General features: G+C 69.1%; 13 protein-coding genes. 4 read left to right on the top strand and 9 right to left on the bottom strand.

What is annotated here, in order from left to right; translation table 11 throughout:
• Nucleotides 1–16: 16 nt before the first annotated feature.
• The 4 genes from qcrB to ctaE form a co-directional block, all read right to left on the bottom strand.
• On the bottom strand, nt 17–1,639 hold the full coding sequence (gene qcrB, locus ABTX62_RS11410) for a cytochrome bc1 complex cytochrome b subunit (RefSeq protein ID WP_352115936.1): 1,623 nt from the start codon (nt 1,637–1,639) through the stop codon (nt 17–19).
• Nucleotides 1,636–2,703 carry a cytochrome bc1 complex Rieske iron-sulfur subunit gene (qcrA, locus tag ABTX62_RS11405; protein WP_352115935.1) on the bottom strand — a complete coding sequence of 356 codons (1,068 nt, stop codon included), beginning with the start codon at nt 2,701–2,703 and terminating at the stop codon, nt 1,636–1,638. The genes qcrB and qcrA overlap by 4 nt, the downstream gene beginning before the upstream one ends.
• Nucleotides 2,700–3,512 carry a cytochrome bc1 complex diheme cytochrome c subunit gene (gene qcrC, locus ABTX62_RS11400; protein WP_352115934.1) on the bottom strand — a complete coding sequence of 271 codons (813 nt, stop codon included), beginning with the start codon at nt 3,510–3,512 and terminating at the stop codon, nt 2,700–2,702. Before qcrC ends, qcrA begins: the two co-directional genes overlap by 4 nt.
• A gap of 81 nt (nt 3,513–3,593) precedes the next feature.
• A complete protein-coding gene (ctaE, locus tag ABTX62_RS11395) occupies nt 3,594–4,214 on the bottom strand; it encodes an aa3-type cytochrome oxidase subunit III (protein WP_283969609.1) in 621 nt (206 codons plus the stop codon).
• A gap of 145 nt (nt 4,215–4,359) precedes the next feature.
• Here ctaE and ABTX62_RS11390 point away from each other — a divergent pair, with 145 nt between their 5' ends.
• Entirely contained in the window at nt 4,360–4,761 is a 402-nt protein-coding gene (locus tag ABTX62_RS11390) for a response regulator (protein ID WP_352115933.1), read from the top strand.
• Nucleotides 4,762–4,863: 102 nt separating this feature from the next.
• Here the strand turns inward: ABTX62_RS11390 and ABTX62_RS11385 are convergent, their stop codons facing one another.
• The 4 genes from ABTX62_RS11385 to ctaC all read right to left on the bottom strand — a co-directional run bounded on the left by ABTX62_RS11385 (nt 4,864) and on the right by ctaC (nt 9,343).
• The gene (locus ABTX62_RS11385; protein WP_352115932.1) at nt 4,864–6,117 is read right to left on the bottom strand and encodes a L,D-transpeptidase; all 1,254 of its coding nucleotides are present in this window, start codon (nt 6,115–6,117) and stop codon (nt 4,864–4,866) included.
• Nucleotides 6,118–6,249: 132 nt separating this feature from the next.
• Complete coding sequence (locus tag ABTX62_RS11380) at nt 6,250–6,648, bottom strand: cytochrome c oxidase subunit 4 (protein ID WP_352115931.1); 399 nt, start codon at nt 6,646–6,648, stop codon at nt 6,250–6,252.
• The gene (gene ctaD / locus ABTX62_RS11375; protein ID WP_352115930.1) at nt 6,645–8,381 is read right to left on the bottom strand and encodes an aa3-type cytochrome oxidase subunit I; all 1,737 of its coding nucleotides are present in this window, start codon (nt 8,379–8,381) and stop codon (nt 6,645–6,647) included. The genes ABTX62_RS11380 and ctaD overlap by 4 nt, the downstream gene beginning before the upstream one ends.
• Nucleotides 8,378–9,343 carry an aa3-type cytochrome oxidase subunit II gene (gene ctaC / locus ABTX62_RS11370; RefSeq protein ID WP_283969604.1) on the bottom strand — a complete coding sequence of 322 codons (966 nt, stop codon included), beginning with the start codon at nt 9,341–9,343 and terminating at the stop codon, nt 8,378–8,380. Before ctaC ends, ctaD begins: the two co-directional genes overlap by 4 nt.
• A 264-nt stretch (nt 9,344–9,607) precedes the next feature.
• On the opposite strand from ctaC, the gene ABTX62_RS11365 reads away from it, so the two are divergent.
• Nucleotides 9,608–10,987 (top strand): cysteine desulfurase/sulfurtransferase TusA family protein, encoded by a 1,380-nt coding sequence (locus tag ABTX62_RS11365; protein ID WP_352115929.1) that lies wholly within the window; start codon nt 9,608–9,610, stop codon nt 10,985–10,987.
• Between the two features lie 63 nt (nt 10,988–11,050).
• Here the strand turns inward: ABTX62_RS11365 and ABTX62_RS11360 are convergent, their stop codons facing one another.
• The gene (locus tag ABTX62_RS11360; protein WP_283969602.1) at nt 11,051–12,025 is read right to left on the bottom strand and encodes a carbohydrate kinase family protein; all 975 of its coding nucleotides are present in this window, start codon (nt 12,023–12,025) and stop codon (nt 11,051–11,053) included.
• A 132-nt stretch (nt 12,026–12,157) separates the two neighbouring features.
• Between ABTX62_RS11360 and ABTX62_RS11355 the strand changes: the two genes are divergently transcribed.
• Nucleotides 12,158–12,367, top strand: coding sequence for a hypothetical protein (locus ABTX62_RS11355; RefSeq protein ID WP_283969601.1), 210 nt, complete (start codon nt 12,158–12,160; stop codon nt 12,365–12,367).
• A 146-nt stretch (nt 12,368–12,513) separates the two neighbouring features.
• Nucleotides 12,514–14,754, top strand: coding sequence for a hypothetical protein (locus tag ABTX62_RS11350; protein ID WP_502997937.1), 2,241 nt, complete (start codon nt 12,514–12,516; stop codon nt 14,752–14,754).
• Nucleotides 14,755–14,758 lie beyond the last annotated feature (4 nt).

The raw sequence follows: 14,758 nt of genomic DNA, 5'->3' as shown, positions 1-14,758 counted from the left end.
CGTGGCGACGCAGTGATCAGTGGTGGCCGTGGCCGCTCGTGATCTCCCGGTACTCCTCGGCGGTGGGCTTCGGGATCTGGGCACCCTCGCCGTAGTAGGCGTCGCTGAGCTTGGCGCGCAGCTTCTCGGAACCCTTCACCTTGCGCTCGACACCGTTCTCGTCGACCGTCGGGCCGATCTCGGCCGGCTGGTACTGCTCGTGCGCCGTGAGCGTGTACATCTGCTCCTGGCTGAGCGGCTCGTGCACCTCGATGAACTCACCGTGCGGCAGGCGCTTGATGATGCCCGACTCGCGGCCGTGCAGCACCTTCTCCTTGTCCCGGCGCTGCAGGCCGAGGCAGATGCGCTTGGTGACGATGAAGGCGATGACCGGTCCGAGGAAGAACCCGATCCGGACGAACCAGGTGACCGCGTTGATCGACAGATGGAAGTGCGTGGCGACGATGTCGTTGCCACCGCCGATCAGCATGATGATGTAGCCGGTGATCCACGCGACACCGACGGCCGTGCGGGTCGGGGCGTTGCGCGGACGGTCCAGGATGTGGTGCTCGCGTTTGTCCCCGGTGACCCACGACTCGATGAACGGGTACAGGGCGATGATCGCGAGGAACACACCGAACAGGACCAGCGGGATGAACACGCCGAGGACGAGCGTGTGACCCCAGAAGTTGATCTCCCAGCCCGGCATGGCGCGGACCAGACCCTCGGCGAAGCCCATGTACCAGTCGGGCTGGGCACCGGTCGACACCTGGTCGGCCCGGTACGGCCCCAGGTTCCAGATCGGGTTGACGGTCGCGATGGCGGAGATGGCCGCGATGAAACCGAAGACCAGGAAGAAGAAGCCTCCGGCCTTGGCCATGTAGACCGGCAGCAGCGGCATGCCGACGACGTTCTTGTTGGTCCGGCCGGGACCCGCGAACTGGGTGTGCTTGTGGTAGAAGACCAGGATCAGGTGGGCGACCACGAGCCCGAGCATGATGCCCGGCAGCAGCAGGATGTGGATCGAGTAGAACCGGGCGATGAAGTCGGTCCCCGGGAACTCCCCGCCGAACAGGAACATCGAGATGTACGTGCCCACGATCGGCACGGACAGGATCGCGCCCTGCGTGAAGCGGACACCGGTGCCGGAGAGCAGGTCGTCCGGGAGCGAGTAGCCGGTGAACCCGGTGAACATGCCCAGGACGAACAGCAGGAAGCCGAACAGCCAGTTGATCTCACGCGGCTTGCGGAACGCGCCGGTGAAGAAGACGCGCATCATGTGCACGAACATGCCGGCGAGGAAGATGATCGCCGCCCAGTGGTGGATCTGCCGGATGAGCAGACCACCGCGGATGTCGAAGCTGATGTCCAGCGTGGAGGCGTACGCCTCACTCATCAGCACGCCCTGCATGGGGACGTAACTGCCGTGGTACTCCACCTCGTTCATCGACGGGTGGAAGAACAGCGTCAGGTACACACCCGTGAGGATGATGATGATGAAGCTGTAGAGGCAGATCTCACCGAGCATGAAGGACCAGTGGTCCGGGAAGATCTTGCGCATGTTGGCCTTGGCCAGGGAGTAGATCCCGAGGCGGCCGTCGGCCCAGTCGGCTACCCGCTCACCCGCGGGCGCCTTGCGGCGTGTCTGTGCAGTGCTCATCCGCGCTCCCAGAAGGCAGGGCCGACGGGCTCCGCGAAGTCGCCGAGCGCCTCGAGGTAGCCCTCGTCGTTCACGCCGATGCGGAGCTGCGGCAGGGCGTGACCGGCGGGGCCGAAGATCACTCGGGCACCGTCGGAGAGGTCGAAGGTGGACTGGTGGCAGGGGCAGAGCACGTGATGCGTCTGCTGCTCGTACAGGGAGATCGGGCAACCGACGTGGGTGCAGATCTTCGAGTACGCGACGATGCCCTCGTGCGACCACTCGAGTTCGCGCTTGTCCTTGATGTTCTCCGGCTGGATCCGGACGATCATCAGGGCGGCCTTGGCGATCTCGTTCTGGAAGCCGTGGTCGTGCTCCTCCAGGCCCTCGGGCTTGGCGAAGGTCAGCGAACCGACCGCGACGTCGGAGGGACGCAGCGGCTCGTTCGTGTTCATGTTGACGAGCAGCTTGCCCCTGGACCACAGCGTGTGGCGGAGCTTCTCGCCGGGCAGCGGGCCGAGGTCGCGCAGCAGCACGACGCCGGAGAGCGGCACCAGCGTGAGCGCGCCGAGCATGGTGTTGCGGATCAGCTTGCGACGGCCGAGCGCCGACTCCTTGGCGCCCTGCTTGAAGTCCGCGAAGACCTTCTCGCGGACCTCGGGCCCCGCCTCGATCGGGTGGCGCTCGTCGGCGACCTCGACGTCCGACATCAGGGTGCGGGCCCAGTGGACGGCGCCCGCGCCGATGCAGAACAGCGCGATCCCGAGCGTCATGCCCAGCGCGAAGTTCAGCGCGCTGATGTGACCGAGCGGGAAGATGTAGACCGACTCGTCGACCGGGATCGTCACGAACGAGGCGATGAAGGCGATCGTGGCCAGCATCGACACCGTGAACATCAGGGCGACCGAGCGCTCGGACCGCTTGGCGGCCCGCTCGTCGACGTCCTGGATGCGGTGCTCGTGGGGCGGCAGGCCCGGGTCGGCGAACGGGTGCTTGTCGTCCGCGACGCTCATCGCACCGTGCTCGTCGTGTCCTGCGGACCGCGCGGCGGGCAGGTTCTCTTCTGGAATGTCTTGGCTACTCATGACTTTTTGGCCTTTGCGGTCCGGGCGGCGACCCACACGGCGACGGCGATCAGTCCGCCGAGACCGAAGATCCAGCCGAACAGGCCCTCGCTGACCGGCCCGAGGCCGCCCAACGCGAGGCCGCCGGGGCTCTCGCTCCGCTCGCTGTTGACCGCGTCGAGGTACGCGATGATGTCCTTCTTGTTCTGTTCCGTCAGCAAGGTGTCGGGGAAGGACGGCATGTTCTGCGGGCCGGTCTGCATGGCCTCGTAGATGTGCTTCGCGGAGACACCCTCAAGCGACGGCGCGTACTTGCCGTGCGTCAGTGCGCCGCCCTTGCCGGTGAAGTTGTGGCACTGCGCGCAGTTGTTGCGGAACAGCACACCGCCCTCGGCGATGTCGGCACCCTCGGGGCTGTACTGCTCCTCCGTCGGGATGGCCGGACCGGCGCCCAGCGAGGCGATGTACGCCGCGAGCTGGTCGATCTCGGCCTGCGAGTAGATGTTCTTCTTCTCCGGGACCTGGGGGCCCTGGGAGGTCGCGGCCGGCATGCGGCCGGTGGCCACCTGGAAGTCGACGGCCGCGGCGCCCACACCCACCAGGTTCGGCCCGTCGGAGGTGCCCTGACCGCCGGTGCCGTGGCAACTGGCGCAGCCGACGGCGTAGAGCTTCTTGCCCTCCTCGATGGTGAGGGACTGGGCGGTTTCGTCGGCCTGTGCCTTGTCCGCGGGTGCGAACACGGCGTACAGCCCCCCGGTGCATGCCAGCGCGAGGAGTAGGACGACGAGCGCCGCCAGCGGGTGGCGTCGTCGTGCGGAGAGCTTTTTCACGGATTACCCCGGTGTCAGGATCTTCTGCGTCGATGCTTCTGGGATGCGCGCTTCGTCGAGCACGCGCGGATGCGGGCCCTGCTACTTGATCATGTAGATCGTGGCGAAGAGACCGATCCAGACGACATCGACGAAGTGCCAGTAGTAGGACACGACGATCGCGGCCGTCGCCTGCTCGTGGGTGAACCTCCGAGCCGCGTAGGTCCGGCCCAGGACCAGCAGGAAGGCGATGAGACCGCCCGTCACGTGCAGGCCGTGGAAGCCGGTGGTCAGGTAGAACACCGAGCCGTACGGGTCGGAGGACAGGGTCAGGCCCGCCTCCTTCACCAGCTCCGTGTACTCGAAGACCTGACCGCCGATGAAGATCGCACCCATCACGAACGTGACGATGAACCACATCCGGAGCTTCTTCACATCACCGCGCTCGGCGGCGAAGACGCCGAGCTGGCAGGTGAGCGAGGAGAGCACCAGGATGGTGGTGTTCGTCGCCGAGAACGGGAAGTTGAGATGGGCGGCCATCTCCTTCCAGTGATCAGGACCCGTCACCGATCGCAGGGTGAAGTACATCGCGAAGAGGGCCGCGAAGAACATCAGCTCGGAACTCAGCCAGATGATGGTTCCGACGCTGGTGAGGTTCGGCCGGTTGACCGACGGGTGCGCGTGCCCGGTTTCTACTGTCGTTGCTGTCGCCACGACCGACATTATGTCGGTCGCTTATCCCGCCCTCACTCCGGGGGGTGCCGTTCGGAGTGTCTAAGGCGGTCGTACCGGTGTTGACGTGGTGTTCAAGGGAGTAGCATCCGGCCCGACAGGCCTGTCCTTACGACGCTGACGTCACGGAGGAACAATGCAGCCGACCGCCACGGTGCTGGTCTACAGCGACGACTCCAACACCCGGGAGCAGGTGCGGCTCGCCACGGGACGGCGGCCGGCTCCCGACGTTCCCGTGGTGGAGTTCGTGGAGTGCGCGACTCCCGCCGCGGTGCTCACGCAACTGGACCGGGGTGGGATCGACGTCTGTGTGCTGGACGGCGAGGCCGTGCCGATGGGCGGCATGGGGATGTGCCGGCAGATCAAGGACGAGGTGTTCGACTGCCCGCCGGTGCTGCTGCTGATCGGACGGCCGCAGGACGCCTGGCTCGCGACCTGGAGCCGGGCCGAGTCCGCGGTGACGCTGCCGGTCGAGCCGGTGGAGTTCGCCTCCGCGCTGGCTTCCCTGCTGCGGGAGAAGGCGGCCTCGAACGCCTAGGGGCTCGGCTCGTCTCGTTGTGCGGCGGCTGCGGGCGCGTGGGGGTTGTTCGCGCCCACGCGGCGGAGCCGCGTATCCGATGCGGCCCCGCGCCCCTTCAGGTCAGACGCTCTGAGGGCGTAGACGGGCCCTGTCGGCCGCTGTGGGGCCGTCCGGGGTGCCGCCCATCAGGGCGCTGCCGGTGCGCCACTTCGCCCAGTCGAGGTTCCAGTCGCCGAAGCCGTTGCCGAAGGGCGCCATCGTGTCGCCGCCGGAGTTCACGACCTTGACGATGTCGCCCTCGCGGACGGTGTCGTAGAACCACGCCGCGTTCTCGGTGCTCATGCCGATGCAGCCGTGGCTGACGTTGGCGTAGCCCTGGGAGCCGACGGACCAGGGGGCGGCGTGGACGTACTCGCCGCTGTGGGTGACCCGGACCGAGTGGTGCACGACCAGGTCGTAGAAGTCGGAGGCGCCGATGCTGGCGCTGGTCATGCGGACGGTGCCCTCCTTGGCCAGGACGACCTTGACGCCGTTGCGGGTGTCGTAACCCGGCATGCCCGTGGTGACCGGTATCTGCCGGACGATCTCGTCGTTCCGGTAGACGGTCATCTGGTGGGCGGCGGCGTCCGTGACGGCTATGAACTTGTCCGCGGTGGTGATGGTCAGCGGCTCGGCCTCACCGCCCCACATCCGGTCGCCGATCTTGATGCCCTGAAGGTTGCTGCGGACCTGGACGGTGGCCCGGGCGGGCCAGTAGTCCTTCGGGCGGTAGTGGAGCTTCTTGTCGTCCACCCAGTGCCAGGCGCCGTCCGTGGAGGGCGTGGAGGAGACCTTGAGGGCGCGTTCCACGACGGCCCGCTGGGCCTTGTCCTTGACCGGCTGGCTCAGCTCGGCCGTGATGGGCTGGCCGACGCCGTAGGTGCCCGCCTTGGGGCCGAAGGTGACGTCCAGGCGCTTCTTGGTGGCCGGCATGCCGGTGTCGAAGGTGACGACCTTGCGCCCGGGCGCGCCGTCCTCGTCCTCGGTGCTCACCCGGACCGTGTAGCTGGCGTTGGCGGCGAGCGGGGAGGTGCTGTGCCAGCGGCTGCCGTCGGCGGCGAGTTCGCCCGCCACATAGCGTCCTGAGGCGTCGTGGGCGGTGACGTCCGTGATGCGCCCGTCGGAGTCCTCGACGACTTCCAGGGGCTTGTCCGGGTCGGCCTTCCGGTTGCCCCCGGAGGGGGCGTTGAAGGACACCTGGTCCGCGGCGTCGTAGGGGCGGGCGGCGAGCGGGTTGCCGTCCGAGCCGCAGGCGGTGACACCAGCGCAGAGGGATATCACCAGCAGCGTGCAGCCCACGGCGGTGCGGGGGCGGGAGATCACTGTGTGGCTCATGACCCCACGCTAGGAAGCGGAGTCAACAGCGGCACGCCGAATGACTCGTACGAGTGACATGTAATTGCGGCATACGCAGGGGCCCGGACGCTCCTCTCGGAGTGTCCGGGCCCCTGTGGCGCTCGGCGCGTGTTACTGGGTGCGGTTCTCACCGCGGTAGTACTCGAAGACCCAGCCCCAGAGTCCGATCAGGATGATCGGCAGCGAGAAGTACATCAGCCACCAGCCGATCGCGATCGACAGGAAGGCGAGGGCGCCGCCGATGGCCAGCGAGAGCGGCTGCCAGCTGTGCGGGCTGAAGAACCCGACTTCGCCGGCGTCGTCCGCGACGTCCGCCTCCTTGTTGTCCTGCGCGCCCACGTCGACCCGCCTGGCCGTGAAGCCGAGGTAGAAGCCGATCATGATGCACAGGCCGAAGGTCAGGAAGAGGGCCGTGGTGCCGGCCGGTTCCTGCGACCAGAAGCCGTAGACGACCGCCATGACGAGCACGAACGCGCCCAGCCACATGAACATCTTGCCCTGGATCTTCACTTGCCGGCCTCCTTGCCGCCAGCGAGGGCCTTGTCGCCGTGACCGGTGTTCTCGAGCTGGTCGAGAGCGGCGATCTCGGGGTGGTGCAGGTCGAACGCCGGGGATTCACTGCGGATCCGCGGCATGGTGATGAAGTTGTGCCGCGGCGGCGGGCAGGAGGTCGCCCACTCCAGGGAGCGGCCGTAGCCCCACGGGTCGTCGACGCCGACCGGCTTGCCGTACTTGGCCGTCTTCCACACGTTGTAGAAGAACGGCAGGATCGACATGCCGAGCAGGAACGAGCTGATCGTCGAGATCGTGTTCAGCGCGGTGAAGCCGTCGGCCGCCAGGTAGTCGGCGTAACGCCGCGGCATGCCCTCGGCGCCCAGCCAGTGCTGGACCAGGAACGTGCCGTGGAAGCCGATGAACAGCGTCCAGAAGGTGATCTTGCCGAGGCGCTCGTCCAGCATCTTGCCGGTCCACTTCGGCCACCAGAAGTGGAAGCCGGAGAACATCGCGAAGACCACGGTGCCGAAGACCACGTAGTGGAAGTGGGCCACCACGAAGTACGAGTCGGAGACGTGGAAGTCCATCGGCGGCGAGGCCAGGATGACACCGGTCAGACCACCGAAGGTGAAGGTGATCAGAAAGCCGGTCGCCCAGAGCATCGGCGTCTCGAAGGACAGCGAGCCCTTCCACATGGTGCCGATCCAGTTGAAGAACTTCACACCGGTCGGGACCGCGATGAGGAACGTCATGAAGGAGAAGAACGGCAGCAGCACACCGCCGGTGACGTACATGTGGTGCGCCCACACCGTCACGGACAGACCCGCGATCGCGATGGTCGCGCCGATCAGACCCGTGTAACCGAACATCGGCTTGCGGGAGAAGACCGGGATGACCTCACTGATGATGCCGAAGAACGGCAGGGCGATGATGTACACCTCTGGATGGCCGAAGAACCAGAAGAGGTGTTGCCACAGCAACGCGCCGCCGTTGGCGGAGTCGAAGATGTGGGCACCGAACTTGCGGTCCGCCTCCAGGGCGAACAGGGCCGCGGCCAGCACCGGGAAGGCGAGCAGGACCAGGACACCGGTCAGCAGCACGTTCCAGGTGAAGATCGGCATGCGGAACATCGTCATGCCCGGGGCGCGCATGCAGATGATCGTGGTGATGAAGTTGACCGAGCCGAGGATGGTGCCGAAGCCGGAGAAGGCCAGACCCATGATCCACATGTCGGCGCCGAGGCCCGGGCTGCGGACGGCGTCCGAGAGCGGGCTGTAGGCGAACCAGCCGAAGTCGGCCGCACCCTGCGGGGTGAGGAAGCCGCCCACCGCGATGAGCGAGCCGAACAGGTACAGCCAGTAGGCGAACATGTTCAGCCGCGGGAACGCCACGTCCGGCGCGCCGATCTGCAGCGGCATGATCCAGTTCGCGAAGCCGGCGAACAGCGGCGTCGCGAACATCAGCAGCATGATCGTGCCGTGCATCGTGAACGCCTGGTTGAACTGCTCGTTCGACATGATCTGCAGACCGGGGCGGGCGAGCTCGGCGCGCATGAGCAGCGCCATCACACCACCGATGACGAAGAACGCGAACGATGTGACCAGGTACATCGTGCCGATCGTCTTGTGGTCCGTCGTCGTCAGCCACTTGACCACGACACTGCCGCGGTTCTGGCGCCGGACCGGCAACTCGTCCTCGTAGTGGGACCCAGCTGCCGCGGCACCCTTGGGTTCATTCAGGATGCTCACAGTACGTTCGACTCCCGGTTCTTCTCGTGGCCCGCCTGCTCGATGCCGGCGGGTACGTAACCGGTCTGCCCCTTCTTCACGAGGTCCTTGAGGTGCTGCTCGTAGCGCTCGGGGGAGACGACCTTCACGTTGAACAGCATCCGGGAGTGGTCGACGCCGCAGAGCTCGGCGCACTTGCCGAGGAAGGTGCCCTGCTTGTTGGGGGTCACCTCGAAGGCGTTGGTGTGGCCCGGGATGACGTCCTGCTTCATGAGGAACGGCACCACCCAGAAGGAGTGGATGACGTCACGCGAGGTCAGGACGAAGCGGACCGTCTTGCCCTCGGGGAGCCAGAGGGTCGGGCCCGGGTTGTTGGTCTGCGGGTTCCGCGTACCGGGGGTGCCGCAGTCGTAGGTGCCGCCGGCGTTGGCCGGGAAGTCCTCCTTGAAGCGGTCCGGGATCGCGTCCAGGTCCCTGGAGGTCTTCGCGTCACCGGAGGAACCGGCGACGGGCTCGATGTAGTTGAAGCACCAGCTCCACTGGAAGCCGACCACGTTGACCGTGACGTCGGGCTTCTTCTTGAGGGTGAGCAGCTCGGATTCGTCACGGGCGGTGAAGTAGAACAGCACCGAGACGATGATGAGCGGGACCACGGTGTACAGCGCCTCGATGGGCATGTTGTACCGGGTCTGCGGAGGAACTTCGACCTTGGTGCGGCTGCGCCGGTGGAAGAAAGCACTCCACAGGATCAGACCCCACACCAGCACGCCGACGGCGAGCGCAGCCGCCCAGGACCCCTGCCACAGGGAGAGGATCCGCGGAGCCTCTTCCGTGGTCGGGGTGGGCATACCAAGGCGGGGGAAGTCTTCCCAGTTGTACGAGCAACCGGTGGCTGTCGCCAAGACCAGGCCCGCGGTCAGTGCCTGCAGCAGCTTCCGCCGCATCGGGCGCCGCGGCGAGCGGTCGGAGCCGTTGGGACTCACGTAGCGCCTTCCCGAGAGTCTCGCCCGCGCGGATCGGCTGCGGCCTGGCCTTCTCGCTGGTCGGTCGCGGCCCTGCGTCGGGCAGGGGTTTGGATGTTTATGCGGACCAAACCCTAGCCGACGCCCTCAGGGGGTTCTCCAGGAGGGGTGCCTACTCACCCGGGTGGTTCGCCGATTTGGCGGCTGCGAATGGTTTGTGGCTGTTCGCGCGGTTCCCCGCGCCCCCGGGGCCCACCGCGCCCGAGGACGTTCTAGCGTTGCCGTGTGGCCTACTTCGACGCTGCTTCCGCTGCTCCGCTGCACCCGATCGCCCGGCAGGCTCTGCTGGCCTCGCTCGACGAGGGGTGGGCGGATCCCGCGCGCCTGTACAGGGAGGGGCGGCGAGCCCGGGTGCTGCTGGACGCCGCGCGGGAGGCCGCCGCCGAGGCGGTGGGATGCCGGCCGGACGAGCTGATCTTCACCTCGTCCGGAACCCGTGCCGTGCACACGGGGATTGCCGGGGCGCTGGCCGGGCGGCGACGGGTCGGGCGTCACCTGATCGTGTCCGCGGTCGAACACTCCTCTGTACTGCATTCGGCGGAGCTCCTGGAGGCGGCCGGAGGAAGCGTCACCCAGGTGGGGGTGGACCGCACCGGGTGGGCGGATCCGGCGGCCTACGCCGCTGCCCTGCGCGAGGACACCGCGCTGGCCTGTCTCCAGTCCGCCAACCACGAGGTCGGGACCGAGCAGCCCGTCGCGGTGGTGGCCGAGGTGTGCCGGGAGGCCGGGGTGCCGTTGCTGGTGGACGCGGCGCAGTCGCTGGGGTGGGGGCCGGTGGAAGGGGACTGGTCACTGCTCGCGGGCAGTGCGCACAAATGGGGCGGTCCGTCCGGGGTCGGGCTGCTCGTCGTGCGCAAGGGTGTGCGGTTCGCCGCGCAAGGTCCGGTGGACGAGCGGGAGTCGGGGCGGGCGCCCGGTTTCGAGAACATCCCGGGGATCGTGGCGGCGGCCGCGTCGCTGCGGGCCGTACGGACGGAGGCGGCCGAGGAGGCGGCGCGGCTGCGGGAGCTGACGGAGCGGATCCGGGCACGGGTGCCGCGACTGGTCCCCGACGTCGAGGTGGTGGGCCATCCGGTGCGCCGACTGCCCGGGGTCGTCACCTTCTCCTGCCTCTACGTCGACGGCGAGGCGCTCCTGCACGAGCTGGACCGCGAGGATTTCTCCGTCTCGTCCGGATCGTCCTGCACGAGCAGCACGCTGACGCCGAGCCATGTGCTGCGGGCCATGGGCGTGCTGAGTGAGGGAAACGTGCGGGTTTCGCTGCCGCCGGGGGTGGCCGAGGAGGAAGTGGAGAGGTTCCTGGCCGTCCTTCCCGGGACCGTGGCGGCCGTCCGGGAGAAGCTGGGCGCGCCGGTCGCCTCCGCGGTCGCCCGCGAGGAGGACGTCCTGGTCGTGGACTCCCTCGGCAAGCGCTGCCCGATTCCGGTGATCGAGCTGGCGAAGGTCATCGGCGGTGTGCCGGTGGGCGGGCTGGTGCGGGTCCTGTCCGACGACGAGGCGGCCCGGCTGGACATTCCCGCGTGGTGCGAGATGCGCGGTCAGGAGTACGTCGGGGAGGAGCCGGCGGACCGGGGGACCGCCTATCTGGTCCGCCGGGTGGGCTGACCGGCCCGACGGGACGCGGGGGACTGTGCGACCGGCCCCCGCGCGTCCGCGCGCGGACGACGGTCAGGACAGATGCGCCTGCACCTCCGCCGCCGCCTCGTCCCCGTAGGCCTTGGTGAACCGCTCCATGAAGTGCCCGCGACGCAGCTGGTACTCCTGCGTCCCCACCGTCTCGATGACGAGCGTCGCCAGCATGCACCCGACCTGCGCGGCACGCTCCAGGGAGACACCCCACGCCAGACCCGAGAGGAAGCCGGCGCGGAAGGCGTCGCCGACGCCCGTGGGGTCGGCCTTGCGCTCCTCGTCGGGCGTGCCGACCTCGATCGGGTCCTCGCCGGTCCGCTCGATGCGTACGCCGCGGGCGCCGAGGGTGGTGACCCGGTGGCCCACCCGGGAGAGGATCTCGGCGTCGCTCCAGCCGGTCTTGGTCTCGATGAGGCCCTTCTCGTACTCGTTGGAGAAGAGGTACGTCGCCCCGTCCAGCAGGATGCGGATCTCCTCGCCGTCCATCCGGGCGATCTGCTGGGAGAAGTCCGCGGCGAACGGGATGTTCCGGGAGCGGCACTCCTCGGTGTGGCGGAGCATGGCCTCCGGGTCGTCGGCACCGATGGAGACCAGGTCGAGACCGCCGACACGGTCGGCGACGGTCTTGAGCTCGATGAGGCGGGCCTCGCTCATGGCACCGGTGTAGAAGGAGCCGATCTGGTTGTGGTCGGCGTCCGTCGTGCACACGAAGCGGGCGGTGTGCAGCGTGTCGGAGATGCGGACGGAGTCGGTGTCCACACCGTGCCGCTCCAGCCAGGCCCGGTACTCGTCGAAGTCCGCGCCCGCGGCGCCGACCAGGATCGGCCGGGTGCCGAGCTGTCCCATGCCGAACGCGATGTTCGCGGCGACGCCGCCGCGACGGACGTCGAGCTTGTCGACCAGGAACGACAGCGAGACCGTGTGCAGCTGGTCCGCTACGAGCTGGTCGGCGAAGCGGCCGGGGAAGGTCATGAGGTGGTCGGTGGCGATGGAGCCGGAGACTGCGATGCGCACGGCGTGGACTCTCCTGAGGGAGGCGGACCTTGACGGTTCACGCTATCGGGTGGGCGGGGCGGCTCTGAAGGCATCGAAACTACCCGATAGTAGATCTTTCTCCGTGAGCTCGACCGTGCGTACGGTGCCGTTATGACGAACCTCAAGTTCCACATGCCCGTTCCGGTCGATCTGGAAGGCGAACTGGCGTCGCTGCCGGGCGACGGGGCACGGATGGCTCCGCACTGGGCGGTCCCCGACCGGGTCGCCTCCCGGCCGGTCTCCCCGGCCCTGATCCACGGCGTGTCCGTACCCCCGGCTTCCGCACGGCTGCTCGACGCCATGGAGGACTACGGCGACTGAACGGCGCATTCGCGGGAACCGTGTGCTCCCCCGCTGCGTCCCATCGCTGTCCCCCGTAAAGGGGAGGCGGGATACGACCCACCAGCGGGCCCGTACGTGACGGGCCGGGTCCCATGGGACAGCTGTGCAGCCGAAGGAGCGATGCGGTGAACACCGAGCGACCCGACAAGGACGACGACGCCAGGGAAGCGGCCGGCGCGACCGCCGGCTCCCCGGAGGCCGAGCAGCCGGGTACGGCGGATGCAGGTACCTCGGCGCGGGCCGAGGCGTCGGCCGACGGCGAGGTGTCGCCGGGTACCGCCGGGTCCGAGGAGGCCACCGAGTCCGCCGAGGCCTCCGGCGCCCCCGATGGGGGGCCGCGGGCCGCGGACGACGGGACGACGGAGGGCGACGAGTCCGAGGCGGCGGCCCCGGAGGCCGTCCAGTACGGGGCGCCGGAAGCCGCGCAAGCGGACGAGCACGGGGTGCCGGAAGCCGCGCGGACGGATGGACATGGTGCGCAGGCGGATGAGCACGGGGCGCGGGAGGCCGCGCAGGCGGACGCGCCCGAAGACCGGCAGGCCGGCGACGAGCGGGCCACGGCGACCGGGGCCCGGGAAGCCGGTGCCGGGTCGGTCCCGGATCGCGAACCCGCCACCGAAGACGCGGGCATCGTCGGCACGGCCGCCGAAGGCGCGGGAGCCGAAGACCCGGGAGCCGAAGACCCGGGAGCCGAAGACCCGGGAGCCGAAGACCCGGCAGCCGAAGACCCGGGCATCGAGGAGGCCCACCCCGTCCCGGGACCGGCACCGGGACCGGCCCACGACGCCACCTCGGACGACACCGGCACCCGGAAAACCCACCCCAACGCCACCCCCGGACCCGCCCACGACGCCACCTCGGACGACACCGGTGCCGGGGCAGCCCGCCCTCGTGCCACCGCGGCACCGGGTGACGACCTGGTCCACCACGCAGGTGGCCGTCCCCGTACGCCCGCGATCATCGCCTCCGTCGCCGCCGCCGTGCTGCTGATCGGCGGGGGCGGGGCCTGGCTCGCCTCCAACGCGTCCGGTGGGGCGGGCGGCGGTACGACGTCCGGCGCGCCCGGCGGGGACGGCACTCCCCCGCCGCTCGCGCTCGACGGGCACTCGGAGTCCACGGCGGACAGCGGGGACGGCATCGCGCCCGGCGAGCCCAACCCTTACGGCGTCACCTACCGGGCCGACGGCACGCTGCCGGACGGTCCGGGCGAGGCGGCGGTGTACCGGGCGCGGGGCGAGGTGAGCAGGGAGGACGCGGCCCGGCTGGCGAGGGCTCTCGGGGTCGACGGGGCGCCGGTGGCGCAGGCCGAGGCCTGGAGGATCGGGGGTAAGGACGGGTCCGGGCCGAGCCTCCAGGTGGACAGGCAGGCGCCCGGGGCCTGGACGTTCAGCCGGTACGCCCCGGGCACCGACAACTGCAAGGGCACCGACACCTGCACCCCTCGGCTGCCCGGGGGTACACCGGTGAGCGAGGAGGTGGCCGAGAAGGCCGCCGCGCCCGTGCTGAAGGCCGTGGGTCAGGACGACGCGAAGCTCGACGCGAGCCAGGTCATGGGGGCCCAGCGGGTGGTGAACGCCGCCCCCGAGATCGGGGGACTGCCCACGTACGGCTGGACGACCGGTATCACGGTCGGCTCGGACGGGGAGGTCGTCGGCGGCAGCGGTCGGCTCGAGGCGCCGGTGAAGGGCGACACCTACCCCGTGGTCGGCGCCGGGAAGGCGCTGGAGCTGATGAACGGACAGCCCGAGGACGATCCCCGGGCGGGCATCGGCGGCTGCGCCTCCCCGGTGCCGCACAAGGACCGGCTGGAGGAGCCCTGCGAGCAGTCGGCGAGCGGCGCTCCGAAGCAGGACGCGGTCACGGTCGAGAACGCGGTGTTCGGGCTGGCCGCGCACGTCGTGGACGGACGGCAGGCGCTGGTGCCGTCCTGGCTGTTCGAGGTGACGGCACCGGGCGCGAAAGACCCGTTCACCGTGACGTACCCGGCGGTGGAACCGAAGTACCTGGTCTCCCCGGGGACGGAGACGGACGGGCCCGGCGACCGGCCGACATCGACTCCCGGTCCTCGCGAGGTGAAGGTGAACGGCTACCGGGCCGAGGGCTCGGAGCTGACGGTGACCTTCACGGGCGGGGTGTGCTCCGACTACGACGTGAAGGCGAGCGAGAAGGGTGACGAGGTGACGGTCACCGTGACGTCGACCCCGTGGCCGAACAAGGTCTGCATCCTGATCGCCAAGGTGTTCCAGAAGACCGTGCAGCTGGACGAACCGCTCGGTGACCGGGCCGTGGTGAACGCGGACGGCAAGGCGATCCCGCTGGCCAAGGAGGGCCCACGGCTGCCGGCTCCCCCGACGCGGGAGCGGTAGGAAC

It is taken from the genome of Streptomyces sp. NPDC096046 (genome assembly GCF_040303285.1).
Lineage (GTDB): Bacteria > Actinomycetota > Actinomycetes > Streptomycetales > Streptomycetaceae > Streptomyces.
This window is presented reverse-complemented; position numbering and strand designations above follow the sequence as displayed.

What these genes read in the sequence shown, in the direction of transcription:
- ABTX62_RS11385 (WP_352115932.1), bottom strand. Translation starts at nt 6,117, where the DNA reads ATGAGCCACACAGTGATCTCCCGCCCCCGCACCGCCGTGGGCTGCACG.
- ctaE (WP_283969609.1), bottom strand. Translation starts at nt 4,214, where the DNA reads ATGTCGGTCGTGGCGACAGCAACGACAGTAGAAACCGGGCACGCGCAC.
- ABTX62_RS11355 (WP_283969601.1), top strand. Translation starts at nt 12,158, where the DNA reads ATGACGAACCTCAAGTTCCACATGCCCGTTCCGGTCGATCTGGAAGGC.
- qcrA (WP_352115935.1), bottom strand. Translation starts at nt 2,703, where the DNA reads ATGAGTAGCCAAGACATTCCAGAAGAGAACCTGCCCGCCGCGCGGTCC.
- qcrB (WP_352115936.1), bottom strand. Translation starts at nt 1,639, where the DNA reads ATGAGCACTGCACAGACACGCCGCAAGGCGCCCGCGGGTGAGCGGGTA.
- ABTX62_RS11390 (WP_352115933.1), top strand. Translation starts at nt 4,360, where the DNA reads ATGCAGCCGACCGCCACGGTGCTGGTCTACAGCGACGACTCCAACACC.